The organism is Vibrio sp. 10N.286.46.A8 (assembly GCF_041470165.1).
GTDB classification, from domain to species: Bacteria; Pseudomonadota; Gammaproteobacteria; order Enterobacterales; family Vibrionaceae; genus Vibrio; species Vibrio tasmaniensis_A.
Genome location: NZ_JBFRLX010000147.1, coordinates 1 through 24604, shown reverse-complemented (window position 1 = coordinate 24604; position 24604 = coordinate 1). Strand labels below are relative to the sequence as shown.

Below are 24604 nucleotides of genomic sequence, written 5' to 3'. Positions count from 1 at the left end.
GCAAGGCAAAAACACTTTAAACAAAATTTACCGTCAGCTCATGGTTTTGTCCAAAATTTGACGAAAAATGTAAGAAAGCATGGGGAAAAAATCCAATTATTGGAAATTCACCTTCCAGAAAAGCAACAAGCCAGAAGGAATCCTTCTGGCTTGTTTAGATCTAAATGGTATTTAAACCGCTTTTACTTGAATCACATCACCTGCGATCAAGTTAGCTTCAGAGGCGGCTTTCAGCATTTTAGTACGCTTGGTTCTATCAATAACATCACCAACCAGCTGACCACATGCGGCATCAATATCATCACCACGAGTTTTACGAACCGTAACTGTGTAGTTGTATTCCATCAGCGTTTTTTGGAAGCGATCAATACGAGAGTTGCTTGGCTTCTTATAAGGCGAACCCGGATAAGGGTTAAATGGAATCAAGTTGATCTTACAAGGCGTATCTTTCATTAACTCAGCAAGTTCACGAGCGTGGTCCATATCATCATTTACATGATCCAACAGAACGTACTCAACCGTTACTTTGCCGCGGTTAGCATTTGAAGATGCAATGTAGCGACGAACCGATGCAAGGAAGTCTTGGATATCCCAACGGTCGTTGATTGGCATGATTTGGCTACGTAGTGCATCGTTTGGTGCGTGTAGAGAAATCGCCAGAGCGACATCGATGTTGTCTGTCATCTGATCAAGACCAGAAACAACACCAGATGTTGATACTGTTACACGACGCTTAGACAGTGAGAAACCCAGATCATCAAGCATCAGCTCCAATGATGGAATTAGGTTCTTCATGTTCAATAGAGGTTCACCCATACCCATCATTACGACGTTAGTAATTGGACGACGACCCGTTTCTTTCTCTAAACCGATTTCACGTGCTGCACGCCAGATTTGACCAACGATCTCTGAAACTTTCAGGTTACGGTTGAAGCCTTGTTGAGCTGTAGAGCAGAATTTACATTCAAGCGCACAGCCTACTTGCGAAGAAACACATAGCGTCGCACGGTCACCATCTGGGATGTATACAGTCTCAACGTCTTGGTCACCAACGCTCATCGCCCATTTAATGGTGCCATCCGCAGAGTGCTGAGCTTCAGAAACGATAGGTGCAACAATCTCACAGCGATGCAGCAGTTTCTCACGTAACTTTTTGTTGATGTTGCTCATTTGTTCGAAGTCATCGACACCGAAGTGATAAATCCACTTCATCACTTGCTCTGCTCGAAACGCTTTCTCATTCAGTTCTTCTGTGAAAAATTTACGAAGACCTTTACGATCAAAATCGAGTAGATTGACTTTAGCTGTGGTCATGATGCCTCTCAATGACGGAACAATAATTAAGGGCGCGAATTGTACAGCCTTTACGCAACTTCAACAAGCACTGTAAAACCTTGTGTTTACTAAGACATTCAAACTTAAGTGATTGAAATTTACACAGTCAAATTTACCTGCTTAAGTTCGGCCAATTCAAAGAGAGATTCCCGATTACGCTCCTCCGTCGCTTTCGGGAATGACGGGCTTTAACCACCTAATACTCATGCTTTTCTCCGACCTCCAGCTAACGCTGCTCGTTACCTTCTCAGCCTTCCAATTAACGCGACTTGTTCGTCATTCCAGAACCGAGGAACGAGGTATCTGGAATCTCCAATAGTAAACTCAGACTCCTGATATGCTCCTTCTTCACTCTCAGGAATGACACGAGAACTCACCAGAAATGAAAAAGGCTTCACCGAAGTGAAGCCTTTATTGAGACTTGCTGTTGTCTGCTTATTCAGCTGGACGCGGGCAAATTTCAGATTCTGGGAAGAAGAATTCGATTTCGCGAGCCGCAGATTCAGGGCTATCACTGCCGTGTACTGAGTTGTAACGCATGCTGATTGCGTAGTCAGCACGGATAGTGCCGCATGCCGCTTCTTCTGGGTTAGTTTTACCCATTAGTTCACGGTAACGAGCGATCGCATTTTCGCCTTCAAGTACTTGAACCATGATAGGACCAGAAGTCATGAACTCTTTTAGTGGTCCAAAGAACTCTTTACCTTCATGTTCTGCATAGAATCCACTTGCTTGCGCTTCTGTAAGAGAAACCATTTTAGCGGCAATAATCTGTAGGCCAGCTTTTTCAATGCGGTGGTAGATTTCACCGACAAGGTTACGCTTAACTGCATCCGGCTTAACAATTGAGAACGTTCTTTCTAGAGCCATAGGGATTCCTTCACTTCATTTTTTTGTTATTAAATACTGAAATTACTAAGATCATTCGATCTGAGTTTATGAATAAGCGGTATCGAAATACCGCTCACTCTTATTATTATTTTGCTTGGTCGATAAGAAGACGAGCCAGTGTACGAACACCCATACCGGTCGCGCCTGCAGCCCACTTATCACTTGATGACTTACGGTAAGTACCCGCGCAATCCATGTGAATCCAACCTTTTTTGTAGTCATCTACAAAGTAAGAAAGGAACGCAGCAGCTGTACTTGCACCCGGTGTGTAATCACCAGAGCTGATGTTTGAAAGATCAGCAAAGTTTGAAGGCAACATACCACGGTGGAAATCAGCAAGAGGCAATGGCCATAGACCTTCTTTCTCTTGGTTCGCAGCCGTTAGTGCTTGATGAGACAACTCATCATCAAAGCTCAATAATGCGTGGTAGTCGTTACCTAATGCATTTTTAGCCGCGCCGGTTAGCGTTGCACAGTCGATGATCAACTCTGGATTCTGAGCGCTTGCGAACATCAGGCCATCAGCTAAAACTAAACGACCTTCCGCATCGGTATTCATGATCTCGACAGTCTTACCATTTTTGTAAGTAATGATGTCGCCAAGCTTCAATGCACGACCAGAGATCATATTCTCAGCACAACATAAGATAAGCTTAATGCGCTTGTTCAGGCCACGTTCAATCGCTAGACCTAAACCACCGGTAATAGTCGCTGCGCCACCCATGTCAGCCTTCATTGCTGTCATGAATTGACCTGGCTTAATGCTGTAACCGCCTGAGTCGAAAGTGATACCTTTACCCACAAGACAAGCAAACACGGGTGCGTTTTCATCGCCGGTTGGGTTGAAGTCCAGTTGAAGCATTGCAGAAGTACGTTCAGAGCCGCGGCCTACCGCATAGATGCCTTCCCAACCTTCAGTTAGGAGATCTTTGTCTTTAACGATTTTCGCTTTAACAGTGCCTGCTGGTGCCACTGACTTGATGTATTCAGCTGCCATTGTCGCTAATTGACGAGGGGCAACTTCTTCAGCCGTTTTGTTGATGATGTCACGCGTCCAATCTGTCGCGCGGATACGTGCTTCCAATTCAACCTGATCAGCTTCAGCTAGAGTATCCCACTCCAATGCATTCTTTTTCTTTGGTCCACGGTAGCCTTGGTAAAAAGCCCAAACACTTTCTAGATCCCAGCCTTTACCGCTAAGTGCAACCAATGCGATACCTTGTCCGTCAAGCGTACGACCCGCACGTTGAACCGCGCCTAGATCGTGGCCTTCACCAATGTGAATTGTCGCTCCCGCTTCTGAGAACGATAAAATAGCTCTTGCTCCCCACTGAGGCTGGGCAGCTTCTTGACTTAAAAATACTGACATCTGTGTAGACATGATTTCTCCTTGTCATGAACCACTTTGAGTATGTGATTCTGATTGTTTTTTATTAGCGCACTGATGTTAGCATTATGTAGGAGGAAAATGTCATTTTGATAAAAAAACGGACCATAAGGTCCGCTTTTTTTAGTAAGAATTGTTAACTTGGCTGCGTTTTACATTGGACTGAACCAACCCGCGACCAAGTGATTAGACAAGAGGATTAATCCATCTCATCCATCCAGCACAATATAATGGCCTCTAGAATTTTCTCATTCGAGTGATTCGGCTCATCATCAAAATCTTCAAGATCTAGCACCCATTGATGCAAGTCCGTGAAGCGTACTGTTTTAGGATCGGTATCTGGGTATAAATCACATAGTTCAATCGCAATATCTCGCGAATCAATCCATTTCAAACTCATAACATTTCCTTATCTTTATCAGCGACGATTTGTCATCTTAGTGACTTATATTCTATGCCAGCTTTACTAACAGTTTTAGTCGAGCTTATTTCTTAATGCTCTTCAGAAGCTAAGTTCAACGTGTACTTTGGAATCTCTACAACAAGATCCGAATCAGCTACTTTAGCTTGGCAACCAAGGCGAGATTCCATCTCTAAACCCCATGCTTTATCTAGCATGTCGTCTTCTAGGTCATCACTCTCTTCTAAAGAGTCGAAACCTTCACGAATCACGACGTGACATGTAGTACATGCACACGACTTCTCACATGCGTGTTCAATACCAATACCGGCCTTCAATGCAACATCAAGAACCGTCTCACCAGTTTTTGCTTCTAAAACAGCGCCTTCTGGACATAGATCTTCGTGAGGTAAAACAATAATCTTTGGCATGTTTATCTATTCTCTAACTATTAAATATTATCGACTGACTGACCTGACAGTGCAGCTCGAATTGATTTATCCATACGACGAGAAGCAAAGTCTTGGCTCGCTTTGTCGGTATTCTTAATTTCTAGTTCGATGGCATCAGCGCTTTCGCCATTGCGCACTTCAATCAGTGCTTCAATAGCTTGTAGAAGGTGCTGCTTTTCTTGCTCATCAAGCAGCTCATCGCCATCAGCTTGCATTGCTGCAATAAGGCCTTCGATAACACGATCTGCTTCTACACGTTGCTCAGCTAGAGCACGCGCTTGCATGTCTTCTTTAGCAAACGTCATCGAATCTTTCAGCATGCTCGCCACTTCATTATCGCTTAAGCCGTAAGACGGTTTAACCTGAATTTCAGCTTGAACACCTGTGCTCTTCTCCATAGCAGTAACCGATAGCAGGCCATCAGCGTCTACTTGGTAAGTCACACGAATATGCGCCGCACCAGCCGCCATTGGTGGAATACCTTTTAGAGCAAAACGAGCCAATGAACGACAATCATCAACCATCTCACGTTCGCCTTGCACGGTGTGCACTGTCATTGCAGTTTGACCGTCTTTGAACGTGGTAAATTCTTGTGCGCGAGCAACAGGGATAGTGGTATTGCGTGGAATGATCTTTTCGACCAAGCCACCCATCGTTTCGATACCTAGGGAAAGAGGAATAACATCAAGCAGCAGCATTTCAGAGTCAGGCTTGTTACCGACTAAGATATCCGCTTGGATAGAAGCACCAATCGCAACCACTTCATCTGGGTTAATGCTGGTTAATGGCGTACGACCAAAAAAGTCACCCACCATTTCACGGACAAGCAATGTACGAGTTGAACCGCCGACCATCACGACTTCTAGAACATCATCCGCGTCAACTTCAGCATCTTTCAATGCACGACGGCACGAAAGCAGTGTTTTCTTAACCAGTGGCTTGATGATCTCTTCAAACTCTTCACGAGTTAATGAACCAGCCCAACCCAACACTTCAACATTAACGCTTTCAGCTTCAGATAAGCCAATCTTCGCTTCTGTTGCTGCATCTAGAAGAATACGATTCTGTTCTGCGGTTAGCTCTGATAAGCCCATTTGCTCTTGGAAGTGCTCTGCGATCAAGTGGTCAAAGTCGTCTCCGCCTAATGCAGAGTCGCCACCCGTTGCTAATACTTCAAAAACACCTTTAGACAGGCGTAAGATAGAGATATCAAACGTGCCACCGCCAAGATCATAAACCGCAATCACCCCTTCTTTACCTGAATCCAGACCGTAAGCAATCGCTGCCGCAGTCGGTTCATTAAGAAGACGTAACACGTGAAGACCAGCAAGTTGAGCCGCGTCTTTCGTACCAGCACGCTGTGCATCATCAAAATACGCAGGAACCGTAATTACGGCGCCAGATAACTCACCGCCTAGCGTAGACTCAGCACGTTGACCAAGCGCTCGTAGAATATCAGCAGAAACCTGGATTGGGTTCTTGTTGCCTTGTTCTGTACGGATCACAGGTAAACCATTATCACTTTCTTCAAACTGATATGGCAGAGACGGGTATCGCTGTTGAATATCTGACAGTGAACGACCGATTAATCGCTTAACTGAGATAATGGTATTTTTAGGGTCAGTCTGCGCGTTAGCACGAGCTTCATCGCCAGTGGTGTACGACTCTGACGTATAGTGAACAACTGAAGGTAAAATGCTTCGACCTTGTTGATCAACGAGTGTACTTGCCTCGCCACTGCGTACTGCAGCAACCAACGAGTTTGTTGTACCTAAATCAATACCCACAGCAAGCTTGTGCTTGTGAGGAGCGGCGCTTTGCCCTGGTTCTGCAATCTGAAGTAGTGCCATGGATGTGTCCTTGTTATACAAACTAGCCGATCAAACGATCTTCAACTAATTCGATTTCATTCTTTAATTTTGCAATAAACTTAAGCTTTCTTACTCGGTCTGCAGCTTCTAGCCAAGCTTCGCTTTCGAGTTCTTGTTGGATAGCGCTTAATTGTTGTTTATACATTTTGCTAACCTTGCCTTCAAATGCAAATAGCGCATCTTCGGGATCAGAACTGTCTGCGATATCTTCTAGCTCTTCACGCAGTTCCATTTGCTCCATCAGGAACATCGGATCTTGCATGGTTTGTTGTTCGCCACGAATGTCTTCACCGTGTTGAACTAGCAGGTATTCTGCTCGGCTGATTGGATTCTTCAATACCTGGTACGCATCGTTGATCTGTGCCGCTTTTTGCACGGCTAATAAGCGGTCACGCTCAGAAGCTATCGCAAATTTATCAGGATGGAATTGGCGTTGCAGATCTCTAAACTGAGAAGAAAGAAGGCTACCATCCAGTTGAAACTGAAGTGGTAGCCCAAATAATTCGAAATGATTCATGTAAAGGTGGTCCTAAGTTTAGGCTCTTTGTTCAGAGCCTAATTTTATTCTTCGCTTACAACGCTTAACGATTCAAGCGTTTAAACATTGAAGCTCTCACCACAACCACATTCGCCTTTCGCGTTCGGGTTGTTGAATTCAAAACCTTCGTTTAGGCCTTCTTTTACATAATCAAGCTCAGTACCATCTAGGTATACTAGGCTCTTTGGATCAATGATGACCTTAACACCTGAATGCTCAAACACTTCGTCTTCTTCGTTAAGCTCGTCAACGAATTCCAGTACATACGCCATACCCGAACAGCCAGTAGTTTTTACTGCTAAGCGTAACCCGAGACCTTTACCACGGTTATCTAGGAAAGCTTGAACTCGGCTTGCTGCCGTATCTGTCATGGTGATGGCCATACTACAACCTTGTGTTTTATATAAATTGAGAACTCAGGGGGAGCACAAAGGATGCTCCCAAATATTACTTTTTTATCGACGTAATTACGTTATTGAAGCGATTAGTGCTTCTTTTTGTAATCCGCAACAGCTGCTTTGATTGCATCTTCAGCAAGAATTGAACAGTGAACTTTCACTGGTGGCAACTCAAGCTCTTCTGCGATTTCAGAGTTTTTAATAGCAGCTGCTTCATCAATACTTTTACCTTTAACCCACTCAGTTACTAGTGAGCTAGAAGCGATTGCGCTACCGCAACCGTAAGTCTTGAATTTTGCGTCTTCAATAATACCTTCTGCAGATACTTTGATTTGCAGTTTCATTACGTCACCACAAGCCGGTGCGCCAACCATGCCGCTACCTACACTTGGGTCTTCTTTATCAAACGAACCTACATTACGTGGGTTTTCGTAGTGATCAATTACTTTTTCGCTATATGCCATGATAGTTACCTCGAATCCTCTATTTCCGTGAGATTAGTGATGAGCCCACTCAACAGTGTTCAAATCAATCCCTTCTTTATACATATCCCATAGAGGAGACATGTCGCGTAATTTGTTTACCGCTACACGGATTTGTGCAATCGCGTAGTCGATTTCTTCTTCCGTTGTGAAACGGCCGAATGAGAAACGTACTGAGCTGTGTGCCAGTTCATCGTTCAGACCAAGAGCACGTAGAACATATGAAGGCTCCAGGCTTGCTGATGTACATGCAGAACCTGATGATACCGCTAGGTCTTTTAAAGACATAAGCAGAGATTCACCTTCCACGAAAGCAAAGCTCACGTTTAGGTTGTGTGGTACACGTTGGTCTAAGTCGCCGTTTACGGTTACTGCTTCTAGATCTTGAACACCTTTCAATAGGCGCTCACGAAGTGCTAGTGCGTGATCGTAATCTTTCTGCATGTCTTGCTTAGCGATAGCAAACGCTTCGCCCATACCCACGATTTGGTGAGTAGCAAGCGTACCAGAACGGAAACCACGTTCATGACCGCCACCGTGCATTTGCGCTTCAAGGCGAATACGTGGCTTACGACGAACGAACAAAGCGCCGATGCCTTTAGGGCCGTATGCTTTGTGTGCAGACATAGAGATAAGATCAACTTTCATCTCTTTTACGTCTAGTGGGATTTTACCCGCAGACTGCGCCGCATCAACGTGGAAGATGATCTTGCGTGCACGACATAATTCGCCGATTGCACCGATATCTTGGATTACACCAATCTCGTTGTTTACGTGCATGATAGAAACTAGAACAGTATCTTCACGCATTGCAGCTTGAAGCTTGTCTAGATCAATGATGCCGTTTGCTTCTGGCTCAAGGTATGTAACCTCAAAACCTTCACGCTCTAATTGGCGGCATGGATCAAGAACCGCTTTGTGTTCTGTTTTGCACGTGATTACGTGCTTACCTTTCTTCTCGTAAAAGTGCGCAGCACCTTTGATAGCAAGGTTATCTGACTCTGTAGCACCTGACGTGAAAACAATCTCACGTGGGTCTGCATTTAGTAGATCGGCAATTTGCTCACGAGCATTATCTACTGATTCTTCTGCCTGCCAGCCGTAACGGTGTGAACGAGATGCAGGGTTACCGAAGTTACCGTCCATCGTCATGCACTGAACCATTTTTTCAGCAACACGTGGATCGACTGGGCATGTAGCTGAATAGTCAAAGTAAATAGGCAGTTTCATTTTCTACTCCAATGTAAAAACTGACCGCTAAGAGCGGGCATTAACACCGTGAGGTGCTGCACTAATCGTTGTAGTGCTCGTATTTTTATGTGCAAAACCATTATTAACCGCAAGATCGATATCTTGACGATCAGAAATCTCTAAAACTTCGTTATCTTTCATTAGCTCACCGAGCGTAATGTCGTTTAAGAAGCTGCTGATTCGGGAGCTTAAATCACGCCATAAAGTGTGAGTTAAACAACGAGTACCGCCTTGGCAATCTGCTCGACCGTGACACTTAGTTGCATCGACTGATTCGTCAACTGCAGCAATTACAGTTCCGACAGCGATGTCGCTCGCTTCAGCACCTAAACGGTAACCACCGCCAGGACCACGAACACTAGCAACCAAGCCAGCTTTACGTAACTTAGAAAAAAGTTGTTCTAAGTAAGATAACGAGATGCCTTGTCGCTCTGAAATATCAGCCAGAGGAACTGGGCTTTTTTGCGAATGCAGTGCTACATCTAGCATAGCTGTTACCGCATATCTTCCTTTAGATGTAAGTTTCATATCACACCGTATCCACATTGTTTATGTGGTTGGAATTTTCCCATACCCGACTAAATTGGTCAAGTATTTAGTTGACTATTTTAGTCAGGTATTCACCCTTAAGGTTTGTATGGGCTTTATTTGTCGTTTTTGCTCTTCTCAATTGAAGTCAAAATGCCGCGTAGAGTGTTGATCTCTTGCAGCTCTGGACGAGCTCGACTGAACAAACGACGTAGCTTATTCATCACCTGACCCGGCTTATCCTTAGAGATAAATTGGGTATCAATGATCACTTTTTCAAGGTGCTCATAGAACATTTCTAGTTCTTCGTGACGAGGGTACTCATCTTGTTGCTGCGGCTGGTACTGGCTCGCCACCATATCAAGGTGTGCTACACGCACTTCATAGCTAAGAGTCTGTACTGCCATTGCTAGGTTTAGTGAGCTGTATTCTGGGTTTGCAGGAATACATACATGGAAATGACACTTCTGAAGCTCATCATTGGTTAAGCCAGTACGCTCACGGCCGAACACTAACGCTACAGGGTGCTTTTGACCTTCAACTGCAAATTTTTGTCCACATTCACGCGGCTCAAGCATTGGCCATTCAAGCGTACGAGAGCGTGCACTCGAACCAACCACCAAACCACAGTCTTTTACTGCTTCATCCAGTGTAGAAACGATGGTCGCGTTTTCCGCGATGTCACCTGCACCCGCAGCCAGTGCTAAGGTCTGCTCGTCAACTTCACATTGAGGGTCTACAAGAACTAACTGACTCAAACCCATCACTTTCATTGCGCGAGCTGCTGATCCGATATTTCCCGAATGAGACGTACCAACCAGAACGACTTTTACATTGTCTAACATGCTATATGACACCACTTTAAAAATAATCGCGAGATATTAACACATAGCTAAGTAAAATGGTCAGACCCTTCTCGGAATGTGAAATCAAGAGTTCAAAAAATAACCACTTCCCTTTTGGGGAAACTTTGGTATACTCGCCGCCGCTTTAAACTGTTCTTTAACATCTTGTGGGAAAAACCATATGCATCCAATGCTAAACATTGCGATACGCGCTGCGCGTAAAGCTGGCAACCATATTGCTAAATCTCTAGAAACAACTGATAAGATCGAATCGTCTCTAAAAGGTAACAACGATTACGTTACTAACATTGCTCAAGAAGCTGAGTACATGATCATTGAGACAATCAAATCATCTTACCCAGAGCACAGCATTATTTCTGAAGAGTCAGGCCTAACTGAAGGTAAAGATTCTGACGTACAATGGATCGTTGACCCACTAGATGGCACCAACAACTTTGTAAAAGGTTTCCCTCACTTCTCTGTATCTATCGCTGTTCGCATGAACGGTCGTACAGAAGTTGCTTGTGTTTATGACCCAATGCTAAACGAGCTATTCACAGCTCAACGTGGCGCTGGCGCTCAACTTAACAACGCTCGTATGCGTGTTACTCAACTAAAAGACCTTCAAGGTACTGTTCTAGCGACTGGTTTCCCATTCAAGCAAAAACAACACTCTGAATCTTTCATGAAGATCATCTCTGGTCTATTCGTTGATTGTGCTGATTTCCGTCGTACTGGTTCTCCAGCTCTTGACCTATGTTACCTAGCAGCTGGCCGTGTTGACGGTTACCTAGAACTAGGCCTTAAGCCATGGGATCTAGCAGCTGGCGATCTAATCGCTCGTGAAGCTGGTGCTATCATGACTGACTTTGCTGGCGGCACTGATTACATGACGTCTGGTAATGTTGTTGCTTCAAGCGCGCGTGGTGTTAAGTCTATTCTTAAGCACGTTCGTGAGAACTCTAACGAAGGTATGCTGAAGTAATTCAGACCTTGCGTTAATGCTCTTTAGTTAAGAGCAGAAGATTTTCAAAGCCTCGCTATGCGGGGCTTTTTTGTATCCGAGATACGAGATACGACCAAAATGTCGGTTAGTTACAGTGAGCACAAATCACTGCTCTGTAAGCTGTATTTAGATCGCCACTAGATAGTGACTTAGCTACTTTGGCACTTGGTATTGGTATTGGCAAATACGGCAATGTGCAATCGGATACAAAAGCTAACCCACAATATACAGACATAAAAAAACCGCTAGTTGCCCAGCGGTTTTTTTGGTTTAGCGAAAGTTGTTAAGCCGCGGCCTAAGGCATTTCGTCAAACTCTTCACCTTCTTTGTCCACTTGTGGTGGCATTAGGTGTTCACGCGTAATACCCAACTTCATAGCTAGTGCAGATGCAACGTAGATAGAAGAGTAAGTACCAACGGTAATACCCAGTAGAAGTGCAGTCGCAAAGCCGTGAATCATAGCGCCGCCCTGAACGAACAGTGCGATAACTACGAATAACGTGGTACCAGAAGTGATCAATGTACGGCTCAATGTTTGTGTGATTGAGCTGTTCAGCACTTCAGGTGCCTCGCCTTTACGCATCTTACGGAAGTTCTCACGAATACGGTCAAATACCACTATGGTATCGTTGAGGGAGTAACCGACTACCGTTAGCAAGGCTGCTACGATGGTAAGGTCGACCTCAATTTGCATTAGAGAGAACACACCTAGTGTGATGATAACGTCGTGCGCTAGGGCTAATACAGCACCTGCAGCTAATCGCCATTCAAATCGTACGGATACGTAGATCAAGATACAGATCAGAGAAACAAGGATAGCAAGGCCACCAGCTTCTGTTAATTCGTCACCTACGTTAGGACCAACGAACTCGATACGACGCATCTCAACTTGCTCACCAGTACCATCTTTAATTGCAGACAGGATTTGGTTACCAAGCGTTTCGCCCGCAACACCATCACGTGGACGTAGACGAACCATTACCTCACGCGCAGAACCAAAGTTCTGTACCGTAGCATCACCAAAGCCTTCAGCTTCTAGTGCGCTTCGAATGTCAGGCAGATTTGCTGGCTCCTCAAAACCCACTTCAATCAGGGTACCACCAGTAAAATCTAGACCCCAGTTCAACGATTTCGTTGTTAGGGTGAAGATAGCAGTACCAATCATCAAGATTGAGAATAAAAAGGCAACCTTTGACCAACGCATGAAGTCGATCATTTTGTCTGCTTTTAGAATCTGAAACATATTAATTCCTAGCCTTAGATCGACAGTTTCTTAACGCGTTTGCCGCCATACATCAGGTTCACGATACAACGTGTTCCGATAATAGCTGTAAACATTGAAGTCAAGATACCAATTGATAACGTTACCGCGAAGCCTTTAATCGCACCTGTACCGACAGCAAATAGAATGATTGCTGTTAGTAGTGTGGTGATGTTGGCATCGGCGATTGTACTAAATGCGTTTGCATAACCTTGGTGAATCGCTTGTTGTGGACTACGTCCATCTCGAAGTTCTTCACGTATACGCTCAAAGATAAGAACGTTGGCATCGACTGCCATACCGACCGTCAATACGATACCGGCAATGCCTGGTAGCGTCATTGTCGCGCCAGGAATCATCGACATCACACCAATAATCAACACTAAGTTAGCCATCAGAGCGACGTTCGCAATCAAACCGAAAGTACGGTAGTAAAGCAGTGTAAACAGCATTACTGCAGCCATACCCCAAACCATCGCCATGATACCCATATCGATGTTTTGTTGACCCATAGATGGACCAATCGTACGTTCTTCTACAATCGAGATAGGCGCAATCAATGCACCTGCACGTAGTAGAAGTGCCAAGTTATGAGCTTCAGCCGTTGAGTCGATACCTGTAATACGGAAGTTACGGCCAAGCGCAGATTGAATCGTCGCTTGGTTAATCACTTCTTCGTGCTTGCTTAGGATCACTCGGCCTTCAGGTGTTTTACGACCGCTGTCTTTATACTCTGCAAATACGGTTGCCATTAGCTTACCGATATTTTGACGAGAGAATGTAGACATCTTGCTACCACCTTCGCTGTCTAGCGAGATGTTAACTTGTGGGCGACCATATTCATCAACACTTGAGCTTGCATCTGTAATGCTAGAACCGCCTAAGATAACGCGTTTCTTAAGTACTACAGGACGACCATCACGGTCTTGCTTAATTTCACTACCAGCAGGAGCACGGCCAGAAGCTGCAGCGGCCAAATCGGCACTGCTGTCCACTTCACGGAATTCAAGAGTCGCGGTTGCGCCTAAAATTTCTTTAGCACGAGCCGTGTCTTGAACACCTGGCAATTCCACTACGATACGGCTAGCACCTTGACGTTGAACCAAAGGCTCAGCAACACCAAGTTCGTTAACACGGTTACGTAGAATAGTAATGTTTTGCTCTACCGCATAATTGCGGATTTCTTGAAGACGAGTTTCAGTGAAGTTAGCAATCAAAGAGAAACGACCGTTAGATTCTGAATCTACGAACGTCATATCTTGGTGCTTAGATTGCAGAAGCGATTTCGCTTCAGCAAGCTGCTCTTCGTTACGCAGAATCACTTCAACCGCATCTTTACCCGATGGGCGAATAGCACGGTAGCGGATTTTCTCTTCACGAAGTTCACTGCGGAACGCTTCTTCTTGTTGGCCAACCAGTTTTTGCATCGCAGCGTCCATATCCACTTCCATTAAGAAGTGAACACCACCACGTAGATCAAGACCCAGTTTCATTGGTGCAGCACCAATAGATTCAAGCCAATCAGGAGTTGAAGCCGCTAGGTTTAAAGCTACGATAACGTCATCACCGAGTGCTTCTGTGATGATATCACGGGCACTGATTTGCGTATCTGTATCGTTAAATCGAACAAGAATGGAACCGTTTTCGAGAGCAACGGATTTAGTAGAAAGGTTTTCTGCTTCAAGAGCATTGGTGACAGCATCCAGCGTAGACAGATCTACAGAGGCGCCACGCGCCCCTGTAACTTGAACTGCCGGATCTTCACCGTATATATTTGGAAGTGCGTACAACGCAGCGATAGCGATGGCAAACATCACCATCAAATACTTCCATAACGGATAACGGTTTAGCACAGCGAGGATCCTCTAGCTGTTTATAGTGATTTCAGAGTACCTTTTGGTAGCACTGCTGTAACGAAGTCTTTCTTGATAACGACTTCGTTGTTTGCGTTCAGTTCGATAGCAACGTAGTCGCTGTCTTCAGCAATCTTAGTGATCTTGCCGATTAGGCCGCCGCTTGTAAGAACTTCATCACCTTTGCCCATAGAAGACATAAGGCTCTTGTGCTCTTTAACACGCTTAGCTTGTGGACGGTAGATCATGAAGTAGAAGATCACAGCGAACATACCTAGCATGATAAGCATTTCGAAACCGCCGCCTGCTGGTGCACCTTCTGCTGCTGCGTGAGCTTGAGAAATAAACATTTAAAACATCCTCTATTATATTTTCGTAATTGTTTGTCTAATTGGGTCGTATCCCTTTATTTTCAAGCCCCATCACTCGGAAGAGAGATAGGGCTCGCAAAAAAGAAATACTAAGATTCTTTACCTAGTGGTGGCACTTCACGCCCCATTCTTGCGTAGAACTCTGCAACGAACTCTTCAAAGCGGTCTTCATCGATAGACTGACGAATGTCTGACATTACTCGTTGGTAGAAACGCAGGTTGTGAATCGTGTTCAGTCGAGCACCTAGGATTTCGTTACAACGATCCAAATGGTGTAAGTACGACTTGCTGTAGTTCTTACAAGTGTAACAGTCACAATCTGAATCTAGTGGTGTTGTATCGGTTTTATGCTTCGCATTACGGATCTTGATCACACCTTCCGTTACAAACAGGTGGCCATTACGTGCATTTCGCGTTGGCATAACACAGTCAAACATATCGATACCGCGACGAACACCTTCAACCAAGTCTTCAGGTTTGCCTACACCCATTAGGTAACGAGGCTTATCTTCAGGCAGTTGAGGACATGTGTGCTCAAGAATGCGGTGCATATCTTCTTTTGGTTCACCTACTGCTAGACCACCTACTGCGTAACCGTCAAAGCCAATTTCTGTTAGGCCTTTAACGGATACATCACGAAGGTCTTCGTATACGCCACCTTGAACGATACCGAATAGTGAGTTCGGGTTTTCTTGCTTATCAAAGTGATCGCGTGAACGCTGAGCCCAACGAAGAGACATCTCCATTGAGTCTTTAGCTTCTTTGTGCGTTGCAGGATAAGGCGTACATTCGTCAAAGATCATTACAATGTCTGAACCTAGATCCTTTTGGATTTCCATCGACTTCTCAGCGTCCATGAAAATCTTGTCACCGTTTACAGGGTTACGGAAATGAACACCCTCTTCAGTGATTTTACGCGTTGCACCTAGGCTGAATACTTGGAAGCCACCTGAATCAGTCAAGATAGGACCTTTCCAGTTCATGAAATCGTGCAAATCACCGTGCAGTTTCATGATTTCTTGACCAGGACGTAGCCATAGGTGGAATGTATTACCTAATAGGATTTCAGCACCTGTGTCTTTTACTTCTTCAGGTGTCATGCCTTTAACCGTACCGTAAGTACCTACAGGCATGAATGCTGGGGTTTCAACGGTACCGCGTTCAAACTGAAGTTGACCACGACGTGCGCCGCTATTAGTTTTTTTAAGTTCGTATTTTAATTTCACGAAGCCTCCAATATGCCAGAGAAACAATCTGACTGTTAATTCAGAACCTTAGGCCGAACAAAAGTTCAGTCTAGTGGGTTCTATGAGGAGCGGTCGCGTATTCCTTGCGAGAGATTAGACAGACACCCTGCCCGACTCCTAGCCTACTGCTAGCACCCGTAAATTCTGCTTATATCGTTTACAACCAGCTAAAATTAGCTCGCTTTCTTATTGATGAACATCGCATCACCGTAGCTGAAGAAACGGTATTCGCTCTTCACTGCGTGATCGTATGCGCCCATCACATTGTCATAACCAGCAAATGCACTCACCAACATAATCAGCGTTGATTCTGGTAAGTGGAAGTTGGTAATCAAGCAATCCACCAGCTGATATTCATAACCAGGGAAGATGAAGATTTCTGTGTCACCAAAGAAAGGAACTAACTCAGTGCCATTTTTCACTGCATCTTGAGCCGCACTTTCTAGTGAACGCACAGAGGTTGTACCAACGGCAATGATGCGTCCGCCACGTGCTTTTGCAGCAGCTACGGCATCCACCACTTCTTGCGGTACTTCAACGTACTCAGCATGCATGTGGTGGTCATTGAGATTATCGACTTTTACTGGCTGGAACGTACCAGCACCAACGTGAAGTGTCACGTAAGCAAACTCAACACCTTTTTCTTTCATGTCAGCCATTAGCTTATCATCAAAGTGAAGGCCTGCTGTTGGCGCAGCAACCGCACCCGGCTTTTCATTATAGACAGTTTGGTAGCGCTCTTTATCGGCGTCTTCATCTGGACGATCGATGTAAGGAGGCAGTGGCATGTGACCAACACTGTTAAGAATCTCTAAAACGCTTTGATCGGATGTGAAATGGATTTCAAATAACGCATCATGACGTGCCACCATTTCAGCTTCATACTCATCGTTCTCACCAAGGAACAATTTGGTACCCGGTTTCGGTGATTTAGAACAACGAACATGCGCAAGAATGCTTTTCTCATCCAGCATACGTTCAACCAACACTTCAAGCTTACCGCCTGATGCCTTGCGACCGAATACACGAGCAGGAATCACGCGAGTGTTATTAAAAACAACAAGATCGCCTGGCTCAACCAAGTCTAAAACGTCTTTAAACGAACCATCAGCTAGGTTGCCATTGTTGCCATCTAATTTAAGTAGGCGGCTTGCTGTGCGCTCCTCTTGAGGGTAGCGAGCAATGAGTTCATCTGGTAGGTCAAAGTGAAAATCTGAAACTTGCATGTGTCGAGTCTTGTCTTAGTTGATGATATTTATGCCGTTGACGAATATTAAGTCGAAGTTGCCGAACAATCGTTTCGGTAAGTAAATCGTTACCAGAAACACATCGTAAACATGACTAAAAATTTCGCAGTGGGCTAGTATAGGCACACGAGCCGCAATAGCAAGGTTTACAGCATTGGATTATTGTAAAGAGTCGTAAAATAATACGACCACTCCCCCTCATAAAAAAGCCAAAATTAGTTGCATGAAACTCACCCAAAAATGCGTTAGATCTCAGTTATTTTTTGGATAAAAAACTATAGTAATAGCAACAAATAAAAAAGAAGGAGGTCTGTATGATCAAGGTTGAAGATATGATGACTCGCAACCCTCATACCCTATTGCGCTCACACTCTCTGGCCGATGCAAAGCACATGATGGAAGCGCTTGATATCCGCCATATTCCGGTTGTTGATGCCGACAGACAACTACTTGGCGTCGTCACACAGCGAGACGTTCTTGCCGCTCAAGAATCTAGCCTACAAAACATCCCACAAGCTCAATCCTATACTCTTGCAACACCACTCAATGACATCATGCACAAGAGTGTTATGTCTGTAGAGCCGCGCGCAGGACTAAAAGAGTCTGCTGTTTATATGCAGAAACACAAAGTGGGCTGTTTACCTGTCGTAGAGAACCACGAACTCGTGGGCATCATTACAGACAGCGATTTCGTTACGATAGCCATTAACCTGCTAGAGCTACAAGAAGAAGCGGAACCGGAAGAGGTAAATTAACCACTCTTCACCAATAGACACGCTAAGGAAAGAGAGCGAATCCTTAGCGTTGCTGTACGTTATTACGAAGAATTTCAGGGCTACGTGAAATAGACGGAACTTTAGGTGTATGTCGGATAACGACTGTCGGTTCTAGCAACATAGCTTTTGGAAAAGACTCTCCGATTTGAATCAACTCCATCATCATATCAAAACCTAACAGCGCAATTTGATGTATTGGTTGCTTAACACTTGAAAAGCCCAATGACTGGGCAATAAATGTGTCATCAAACCCTACAATATCAACCCTTTCAAGCAGTTGACTGTCTACTGATTTTAACCCATTAAATAGATGACTAGCCGATATATCATCGGAACAAAATACAGCTTCCACTGGCGAAGAATTATCGACGATCAAGTGTTGGATATATTCTGTCAACGACTCCGTAGTATAGGGAGCTAACACATGTTTTTTATCCAACAGGATATCGCGAGACTTTAGTTCTGTTTGAAAACCAATAAAACGATCCGATTGAATATCACTGGCTCCAATAAAGCCAATACGACGATACCCTCGCTTAGCAAAATAACAGGCAACTTGCTCACCCCCGTGCTGGTGATGAGTTCCTATACTCGCAACAGTAGGGTCTGTCGCTGTCAACAATACGACAGGAAACGGTAGCTCACCTAATGGCTCTAGATGTTCTTTTTTCAACGAGCGAGGGATTAGAAAAACACCATCAACTTTATGGTTGATGCACTCCGAAAGAAACGTCTTCTCTAACTGTAAGTTATTCCGGCTATTAAACAACAGTATGCTTCGGCCATGCTTGTAGGCCTCTTCCTCAAGAACATCCACTAGCTGAGTAAAGAAAGGATTCGACATATTTCGCACAATGACAGCAAACAGCTTAGTTGGCTTTTTACGCTTCGCAGGCGGTTTCTGATAGTTCAGAGCTTCCATCGCACTAATCACAGACAGCTTTGCTTGCTCAGAGACACGCTCACTACCATTTAGCACCCTTGATACTGTCGCGATTGATACACCCGCACGTTTAGCAACATCCCTAATAGTCATGTTCACTCATTCTCTTTAACAATCTACCAACCCAATACATTAACCAAAAACATGTAACAAGACTTGGTGTTACATCACAAACAACTACAGATTTAGCCAATATTCACTCAGAACGACTGGAGAATTCGTCCTCACTATTTTATCAAATCGTCACCCTACCTATGATTTAAACCAAGCAACATGATTAGGTAAGCCATCGTGCAAGAACAAAAATACAAAACAATCAATTTAGCAACGACTAGTGAAATAACTAAGTTTACTGAAATAGAAAGATCATCAGAAATGAGACCTTTATTTCATATTACGCCTCCCCATGGTTTATTAAATGATCCAAATGGTTTTTGTTTTTTCAATAATCAATACCATTTATTTTACCAATGGTTTCCATTCGATACCTACCATGGAATGAAGCATTGGATGCATTTAACTTCTAATGACCTATTAAATTGGGAGAGGCATGGTTCTAAAATAACACCAAAAGAAAGCTATGAATCTCACGGAGCATATTCCGGCAGTGCTTTTGTAGAAAATAATAACGCTTATTTATTTTATACAGGAAACATTAAAAAAGGATCATCTCGAGATGCAAACCAATGTTTAGCATTACTCGATAACACTAATGCCGTCACCAAGTATAGTCCGAATCCAGTGATTAAGTCGGTTCCCAAGGGGTATACCGGGCATGTACGAGATCCCAAAATCCTTAAACACAATGAACACTATTACATGTTGCTCGGTGCACAGCGAGAAGCCGATCTATCAGGGGCAATCATCATATATCAATCGGATGACTTGCTCAGTTGGGAATTCAAAGGAGAATTAGATCTTCAGTTCTCAGGGGAATTCTTAACCGGTTACATGTTCGAATGTCCTGATCTATTAAACGTTGACGGCCATGACGTTTTAATTTTTTCACCGCAAGGTAGCAAGGCAAACGGAAGTCGATTCCATAACCGATTCAACGTTATCTATTGTTTAGGCAGCATCAACTTCGAAAAACTGACCTTTGAAGTTGAACACTGGGATGAATTGGACCGTGGGTTTGATTTTTATGCCCCACAAACTATGGCGAACACCCCAGATGAGCAAACTCTTATTGCATGGGCAGGGACCGATGAAGAACTACCAAGTCGCCAATTTGGCTGGGTTAACTGTTTAACATTGCCGAGAACACTATCAATTCTTAATCGTCGCTTATACCAACAACCGAAGATTTTGCAATCTGACTCTTTTAATAAGCGTCCATTGGAAATAAATAGAACCAATATACCCATTAAGTTAGAGCAACTTTCATTTTCACTCGATGTAAATGAGTTCAATGGAAATATAAAAATATCCATCGAAACTAAAAATAAGAAATTGTTATTCTCTATTAAAGACAGAGATATTCACTTAGATCGAAGCCAATATAACCACCATCCAGAAGATTGGGAATTTGGAAGCGTCAGACATCACAGAACAAATTATGACATAACGGATGTCAAATTTATATGTGACCAAAGCATCATTGAGATATACCTCAACAATGGACGAGATGTATTTACTTGTTTGTTTTTCCCTGAAAATGAAGAACACAGATTAAATATATTACAAAAAGAAGATACCGATATGGATATCAAACTTAACTACCTTACAATATAATAAAATGGTGAACAAAATGAATTATGACGCTACCGTAAACGAGATACTCGAGAGTATCGGGGGCATAGAGAACATCCGCAACGCAGAACACTGCGCCACACGCTTGCGCCTCATCCTAAAAGACAACGAAAAAGTTGATTCTGAAAAAGCAAAAGAAATTAAACAGATCAGCGGCTACTTTTATCAATCAGGTCAACACCAATTTATTATTGGCACTGGTACAGTCTCTCACGTTTATGACTCATTAAAGCACGCATTAGGCGGAGAGCTTGATAACTCAGATTTTAAACAAGATGCCTTCGCAGATATGACCATAAGTCAAAAAGTGGTTCGCACTCTCGCCGATATTTTGATCCCACTGATCCCAGCACTAGTGACCACCGGCTTACTGATGGGTTTACGTGGCATGATGCTGCATTCTGGCATGAGTTTCTCACCCGAAACGCTTGCCCTATTTAGCATGCTAACCGACACTGCCTTTGCCTTCTTACCCGTTTTAATCGCTTATTCTGCGGCAAAGAAATTCGGTGGCAATGCTATTATTGCCATCGTTGTTGGTTTGATGATGGTCGCCCCACAATTACCTAATGCTTGGGCGGTAGCCTCTGGCGGTGCCGAGCCGATGATGGTCAACTTATTGGGAATCAACTTCCCATTAGTGGGCTACCAAGGCACTGTACTTCCAGCAATATTCGCAGGTTGGTTTGTCTCTTACTTGGAGCGTAATCTACGCCGCTTCATTCCAGCAAGTATGGACCTAGTCTTCACTCCATTTTTAACCATTACGATTGCCGTATTTGTCATCTTGTTTGGCTTTGGTCCGATTCTACAAAGCATTGAACACGGCTGTACTTCTCTAGTACGTATGGCGCTCGACCTACCTCTTGGTATTGGTTACATCCTTTATGGTGCCGTTCAGCAAATGATCGTGATCACCGGTCTACACCATGCTCTTGGTGTCATTGAGATTGGCTTATTAAATGAAACTGGTGTTAACCCACTGCAACCTCTTGGTACTGCTTCAATGGCAGGTCAATTTGGCGCTGCGATAGCCGTCGCGACTCTACTCAAAGATAAACTGAAAAAAGGTAATGCCTACAGTGCTTCGATATCCACACTATTTGGTATTACAGAGCCACTTCTGTTTGGTGTGAACTTACAATATGGAAAAGTCTTTGTCTTTGGCATGGTAGGCGGTGCTGTAGGTGGGCTTGTTACTTACTTACTCAACATCAGTGCAACCGGTATGGGCATTACCTTTATTCCAGGTATTCTTCTTTATTCGCAATCACTTTCTGCGGTCATTGGTTACCTAACCGTTATTGCTAGTGCATTTGCCACAGCATTTATGCTGACTCGCATCTATAACCCGGTTAAAAACGCTTAATCAACTTTGGGTGATTTGCTTCCCCCTAGGCAAGTCACCCATTTCCCACCTACTTATGCTCAGGTGGGCTTCTATATGAGGAAATAATGATGAATAAGGTATGGTTAACTGGCGATGCTGTGGTGGATTTAATTCCTGAGAGCGACTCTACCTACTTAAAATGTCCAGGCGGCGCCCCCGCAAACGTTGCGGTTGGTATTGCTCGTTTATCAGGCCAAGCTAGTTTTTTTGGCCGAGTTGGTAATGATCCATTTGGTCGTTTTATGTCAGAGGTTCTCCAAGAGCAAGGGGTTGATACGTCCCAACTCAAATTCGATGAAAAACACAGAACATCAACCGTGCTGGTCGATCTTGACCAAGATGGCGAGCGAACTTTTACCTTCATGGTAAAACCCAGTGCAGATCAGTTCATGACAGAAGATGATATCCCAACCTTTAATCAAGGTGAGTGGCTACACTGCTGTTCAATCGCATTAGCAAATGAGCCAAGCAGAAGTACAACGCTGAAAGCACTTAAAGCAATCAAATCAAAAGGAGGATTTGTTAGCTTTGACCCCAACCTAAGAGAAGAGGTTTGGCGAATCCCTGAAGAGATTCGTCCTATCGTTATGCAAGCCATCGCCTTAGCAGATGTGGTTAAGTTTTCAGAAGAAGAACTGCTTTTTCTTACAGAAAGCAACACATTAGAATCAGGAATAACAGCACTAGACCGATTGAAAATCCCAGTCACTTTGGTCACCTTAGGTGCTACGGGTTCGTTGATGATAGTAGATGGACAACGAGAGCACATTGCGAGTCAAAAAGTTCAAGCCATTGATACTACTGGTGCGGGAGATGCCTTTGTCTCAGGTCTACTCGCCTACCTCTCACAATACGAGGAATGGCATCAACCTGAAATCATTCGACAAGCAGTAATGTGGGGCAATGGCTGCGGGGCATTAGCAACAACCCAGAAAGGCGCAATGACCGCTTTACCAGAGAAAAGAAAGCTACTCACATCCCTAAATAAGCTTTAACCCAACAATATAAATAGCCTAATAATCAAGCTATTAGGCTATACCAAACCGAACTTTCCTACTCCATGACTTTGTAATACAAATTAAAGATGCGTTAATCATACGGAAGAGGCCTAAACAATAACTCTCAGCTGATGTGAAACCAGACGAGCAACAAGCAAAATCCAATAATATCAACAACCTATTTACCCATCATTCTTAGGCATCAAAATATAGTGGATACATACTATTTATTGATATATTTATCGTTAGAATCATGTAAGAATTTGTTAAGAATAAAAACAAGCTGCCTTACTAGGAATGATATTTATGAGTTTAAAGAAATTGCTGTCCTTAGGTTTTGGCGTGATTCTCGCGCTAATTTTGGTTATTTCAGTCGTTGCTTCATTACGCTTTTATCAATCGAGTGATGGGTTTAACACCTACCGCTCTCTTGCAATAACAAGTGTCTCAACAGGTCGAATCCAAGCCAATATACTGGAAGCTCGTTTATCTGCACTTAAATATATTAAAAACCCTATTCCGTCACATGCTTCTGAACTGAATAGACGTATCACCGCATCAAATCAATTGATAGATGAAATATTAGACTCTCATCTTGACGATCTACACAAAAATGAATTCCTAACGATAAAGAAGCAGCTTGATCAATATAGCCAAGGCTTTAACAAGGTTGTTCAACTTGTTAATACTCGAAACAACCTAGTTCAAGAGGCCTTAGACCCATCAGGGGTCAATATGCGTGAGGCAGTGACTAACCTAATGACCCAGGCTTCAGCTGAAGAAGATTTAGAAGTTGCTGTCAGTTCAGGACAGCTTCAGCAGCATGTATTGCTATCAAGATTGTACGCTTCTAAATTTCTGACGAGCAATAAAACAGAAGATGCTCAGCGTGCTGAAAAAGAGTTTGCCTCTGCCGCACTACTTGCAGAAACAATCGAATCTCAACTCATGTCGATGGAACAAATCAACTACTTAAACGATTTCACTAGTGCCTTCAAAATTTACCGCAACACATTTTCAAAGATCGTTGACACTATAAACACGCGAAATGGCATCATTTCAGGGACTCTTGATCTTGCTGGTGTTAATGCAGCAAAAACAATTGAAGAGATAAAGCTATCAACAAAGTCAGAGCAAGACTCTGTCGGGCCTAATATGGTCGAGCGATTCTCTAACGCGCAATTTGTGCTTGGCGTTCTTTCAATTCTCGTTGTCGCCGCTTCTCTTAGCATTGCCGTTTCGATTTACCGCAGTGTATGGAAAGTCGTTGGAGGAGAGCCAAGTGACATCCAAGCAATTGTTGCCGAAGTCGCCGCTGGTGATCTTTCAAAGCAGATTCCAATTACGGGTAAAGAAACCGGTATATACACAAACACTTTAGA

The 24604-nt window shown here is 43.8% G+C and carries 24 protein-coding genes; 6 read left to right on the top strand and 18 right to left on the bottom strand.

The window, feature by feature from the left end; all coding sequences use genetic code 11:
- Positions 1–171: 171 nt before the first annotated feature.
- The 12 genes from AB4232_RS14740 to trmJ all read right to left on the bottom strand — a co-directional run bounded on the left by AB4232_RS14740 (position 172) and on the right by trmJ (position 10378).
- On the bottom strand, positions 172–1314 hold the full coding sequence (locus AB4232_RS14740) for a bifunctional tRNA (adenosine(37)-C2)-methyltransferase TrmG/ribosomal RNA large subunit methyltransferase RlmN (protein ID WP_372087430.1): 1143 nt from the start codon (positions 1312–1314) through the stop codon (positions 172–174).
- Positions 1315–1770: 456 nt separating this feature from the next.
- Positions 1771–2205: a nucleoside-diphosphate kinase gene (gene ndk, locus AB4232_RS14735; protein WP_004735101.1), complete on the bottom strand. Its 435-nt coding sequence runs from the start codon at positions 2203–2205 to the stop codon at positions 1771–1773.
- Between the two features lie 106 nt (positions 2206–2311).
- A complete protein-coding gene (gene pepB / locus AB4232_RS14730) occupies positions 2312–3607 on the bottom strand; it encodes an aminopeptidase PepB (RefSeq protein WP_017099586.1) in 1296 nt (431 codons plus the stop codon).
- A 205-nt stretch (positions 3608–3812) separates the two neighbouring features.
- The gene (iscX, locus tag AB4232_RS14725; protein ID WP_004735099.1) at positions 3813–4013 is read right to left on the bottom strand and encodes a Fe-S cluster assembly protein IscX; all 201 of its coding nucleotides are present in this window, start codon (positions 4011–4013) and stop codon (positions 3813–3815) included.
- A gap of 92 nt (positions 4014–4105) precedes the next feature.
- Complete coding sequence (gene fdx, locus AB4232_RS14720) at positions 4106–4444, bottom strand: ISC system 2Fe-2S type ferredoxin (RefSeq protein WP_017098073.1); 339 nt, start codon at positions 4442–4444, stop codon at positions 4106–4108.
- Positions 4445–4464: 20 nt separating this feature from the next.
- Positions 4465–6315, bottom strand: a complete 1851-nt coding sequence (gene hscA / locus AB4232_RS14715; protein WP_017103108.1) for a Fe-S protein assembly chaperone HscA — start codon at positions 6313–6315, stop codon at positions 4465–4467.
- A gap of 22 nt (positions 6316–6337) precedes the next feature.
- Positions 6338–6853, bottom strand: coding sequence for a co-chaperone HscB (gene hscB / locus AB4232_RS14710; RefSeq protein WP_009848288.1), 516 nt, complete (start codon positions 6851–6853; stop codon positions 6338–6340).
- A gap of 80 nt (positions 6854–6933) precedes the next feature.
- Complete coding sequence (gene iscA / locus AB4232_RS14705) at positions 6934–7257, bottom strand: iron-sulfur cluster assembly protein IscA (RefSeq protein ID WP_004735095.1); 324 nt, start codon at positions 7255–7257, stop codon at positions 6934–6936.
- Positions 7258–7358: 101 nt separating this feature from the next.
- Complete coding sequence (gene iscU, locus AB4232_RS14700; protein WP_004735094.1) at positions 7359–7736, bottom strand: Fe-S cluster assembly scaffold IscU; 378 nt, start codon at positions 7734–7736, stop codon at positions 7359–7361.
- Between the two features lie 33 nt (positions 7737–7769).
- Positions 7770–8984 (bottom strand): IscS subfamily cysteine desulfurase, encoded by a 1215-nt coding sequence (locus AB4232_RS14695; RefSeq protein ID WP_372087429.1) that lies wholly within the window; start codon positions 8982–8984, stop codon positions 7770–7772.
- Positions 8985–9011: 27 nt separating this feature from the next.
- Complete coding sequence (iscR, locus tag AB4232_RS14690; protein ID WP_012603310.1) at positions 9012–9533, bottom strand: Fe-S cluster assembly transcriptional regulator IscR; 522 nt, start codon at positions 9531–9533, stop codon at positions 9012–9014.
- A gap of 116 nt (positions 9534–9649) precedes the next feature.
- Positions 9650–10378, bottom strand: a complete 729-nt coding sequence (gene trmJ, locus AB4232_RS14685) for a tRNA (cytosine(32)/uridine(32)-2'-O)-methyltransferase TrmJ (protein WP_004735091.1) — start codon at positions 10376–10378, stop codon at positions 9650–9652.
- A gap of 181 nt (positions 10379–10559) precedes the next feature.
- Here trmJ and suhB point away from each other — a divergent pair, with 181 nt between their 5' ends.
- On the top strand, positions 10560–11363 hold the full coding sequence (gene suhB, locus AB4232_RS14680; RefSeq protein WP_009848284.1) for an inositol-1-monophosphatase: 804 nt from the start codon (positions 10560–10562) through the stop codon (positions 11361–11363).
- 316 nt (positions 11364–11679) lie between these two features.
- On the opposite strand, the gene secF is transcribed toward suhB, so the two are convergent.
- The 5 genes from secF to queA all read right to left on the bottom strand — a co-directional run bounded on the left by secF (position 11680) and on the right by queA (position 17342).
- Positions 11680–12627, bottom strand: a complete 948-nt coding sequence (gene secF, locus AB4232_RS14675; protein ID WP_012603308.1) for a protein translocase subunit SecF — start codon at positions 12625–12627, stop codon at positions 11680–11682.
- Between the two features lie 14 nt (positions 12628–12641).
- Positions 12642–14498 carry a protein translocase subunit SecD gene (secD, locus tag AB4232_RS14670; RefSeq protein ID WP_009848282.1) on the bottom strand — a complete coding sequence of 619 codons (1857 nt, stop codon included), beginning with the start codon at positions 14496–14498 and terminating at the stop codon, positions 12642–12644.
- A gap of 20 nt (positions 14499–14518) precedes the next feature.
- On the bottom strand, positions 14519–14848 hold the full coding sequence (gene yajC / locus AB4232_RS14665) for a preprotein translocase subunit YajC (protein WP_009848281.1): 330 nt from the start codon (positions 14846–14848) through the stop codon (positions 14519–14521).
- 110 nt (positions 14849–14958) lie between these two features.
- Complete coding sequence (gene tgt / locus AB4232_RS14660; protein WP_009848280.1) at positions 14959–16095, bottom strand: tRNA guanosine(34) transglycosylase Tgt; 1137 nt, start codon at positions 16093–16095, stop codon at positions 14959–14961.
- Between the two features lie 194 nt (positions 16096–16289).
- A complete protein-coding gene (gene queA, locus AB4232_RS14655; RefSeq protein WP_372087428.1) occupies positions 16290–17342 on the bottom strand; it encodes a tRNA preQ1(34) S-adenosylmethionine ribosyltransferase-isomerase QueA in 1053 nt (350 codons plus the stop codon).
- 335 nt (positions 17343–17677) lie between these two features.
- On the opposite strand from queA, the gene AB4232_RS14650 reads away from it, so the two are divergent.
- The gene (locus AB4232_RS14650; protein ID WP_017098076.1) at positions 17678–18118 is read left to right on the top strand and encodes a CBS domain-containing protein; all 441 of its coding nucleotides are present in this window, start codon (positions 17678–17680) and stop codon (positions 18116–18118) included.
- Between the two features lie 43 nt (positions 18119–18161).
- Here AB4232_RS14650 and AB4232_RS14645 read toward each other — a convergent pair whose 3' ends face one another.
- Positions 18162–19175, bottom strand: coding sequence for a LacI family DNA-binding transcriptional regulator (locus AB4232_RS14645; RefSeq protein ID WP_372087427.1), 1014 nt, complete (start codon positions 19173–19175; stop codon positions 18162–18164).
- A 198-nt stretch (positions 19176–19373) separates the two neighbouring features.
- On the opposite strand from AB4232_RS14645, the gene AB4232_RS14640 reads away from it, so the two are divergent.
- From AB4232_RS14640 to AB4232_RS14625, 4 genes are all read left to right on the top strand, one after another.
- The gene (locus AB4232_RS14640) at positions 19374–20816 is read left to right on the top strand and encodes a sucrose-6-phosphate hydrolase (RefSeq protein WP_372087426.1); all 1443 of its coding nucleotides are present in this window, start codon (positions 19374–19376) and stop codon (positions 20814–20816) included.
- A 16-nt stretch (positions 20817–20832) separates the two neighbouring features.
- Positions 20833–22203: a PTS transporter subunit EIIC gene (locus tag AB4232_RS14635; protein ID WP_372087425.1), complete on the top strand. Its 1371-nt coding sequence runs from the start codon at positions 20833–20835 to the stop codon at positions 22201–22203.
- Between the two features lie 89 nt (positions 22204–22292).
- Positions 22293–23219 (top strand): aminoimidazole riboside kinase, encoded by a 927-nt coding sequence (locus AB4232_RS14630; RefSeq protein ID WP_372087431.1) that lies wholly within the window; start codon positions 22293–22295, stop codon positions 23217–23219.
- A 309-nt stretch (positions 23220–23528) separates the two neighbouring features.
- On the top strand, positions 23529–24604 hold a 1076-nt coding region (locus AB4232_RS14625; protein WP_372087424.1), incomplete at its 3' end, for an MCP four helix bundle domain-containing protein.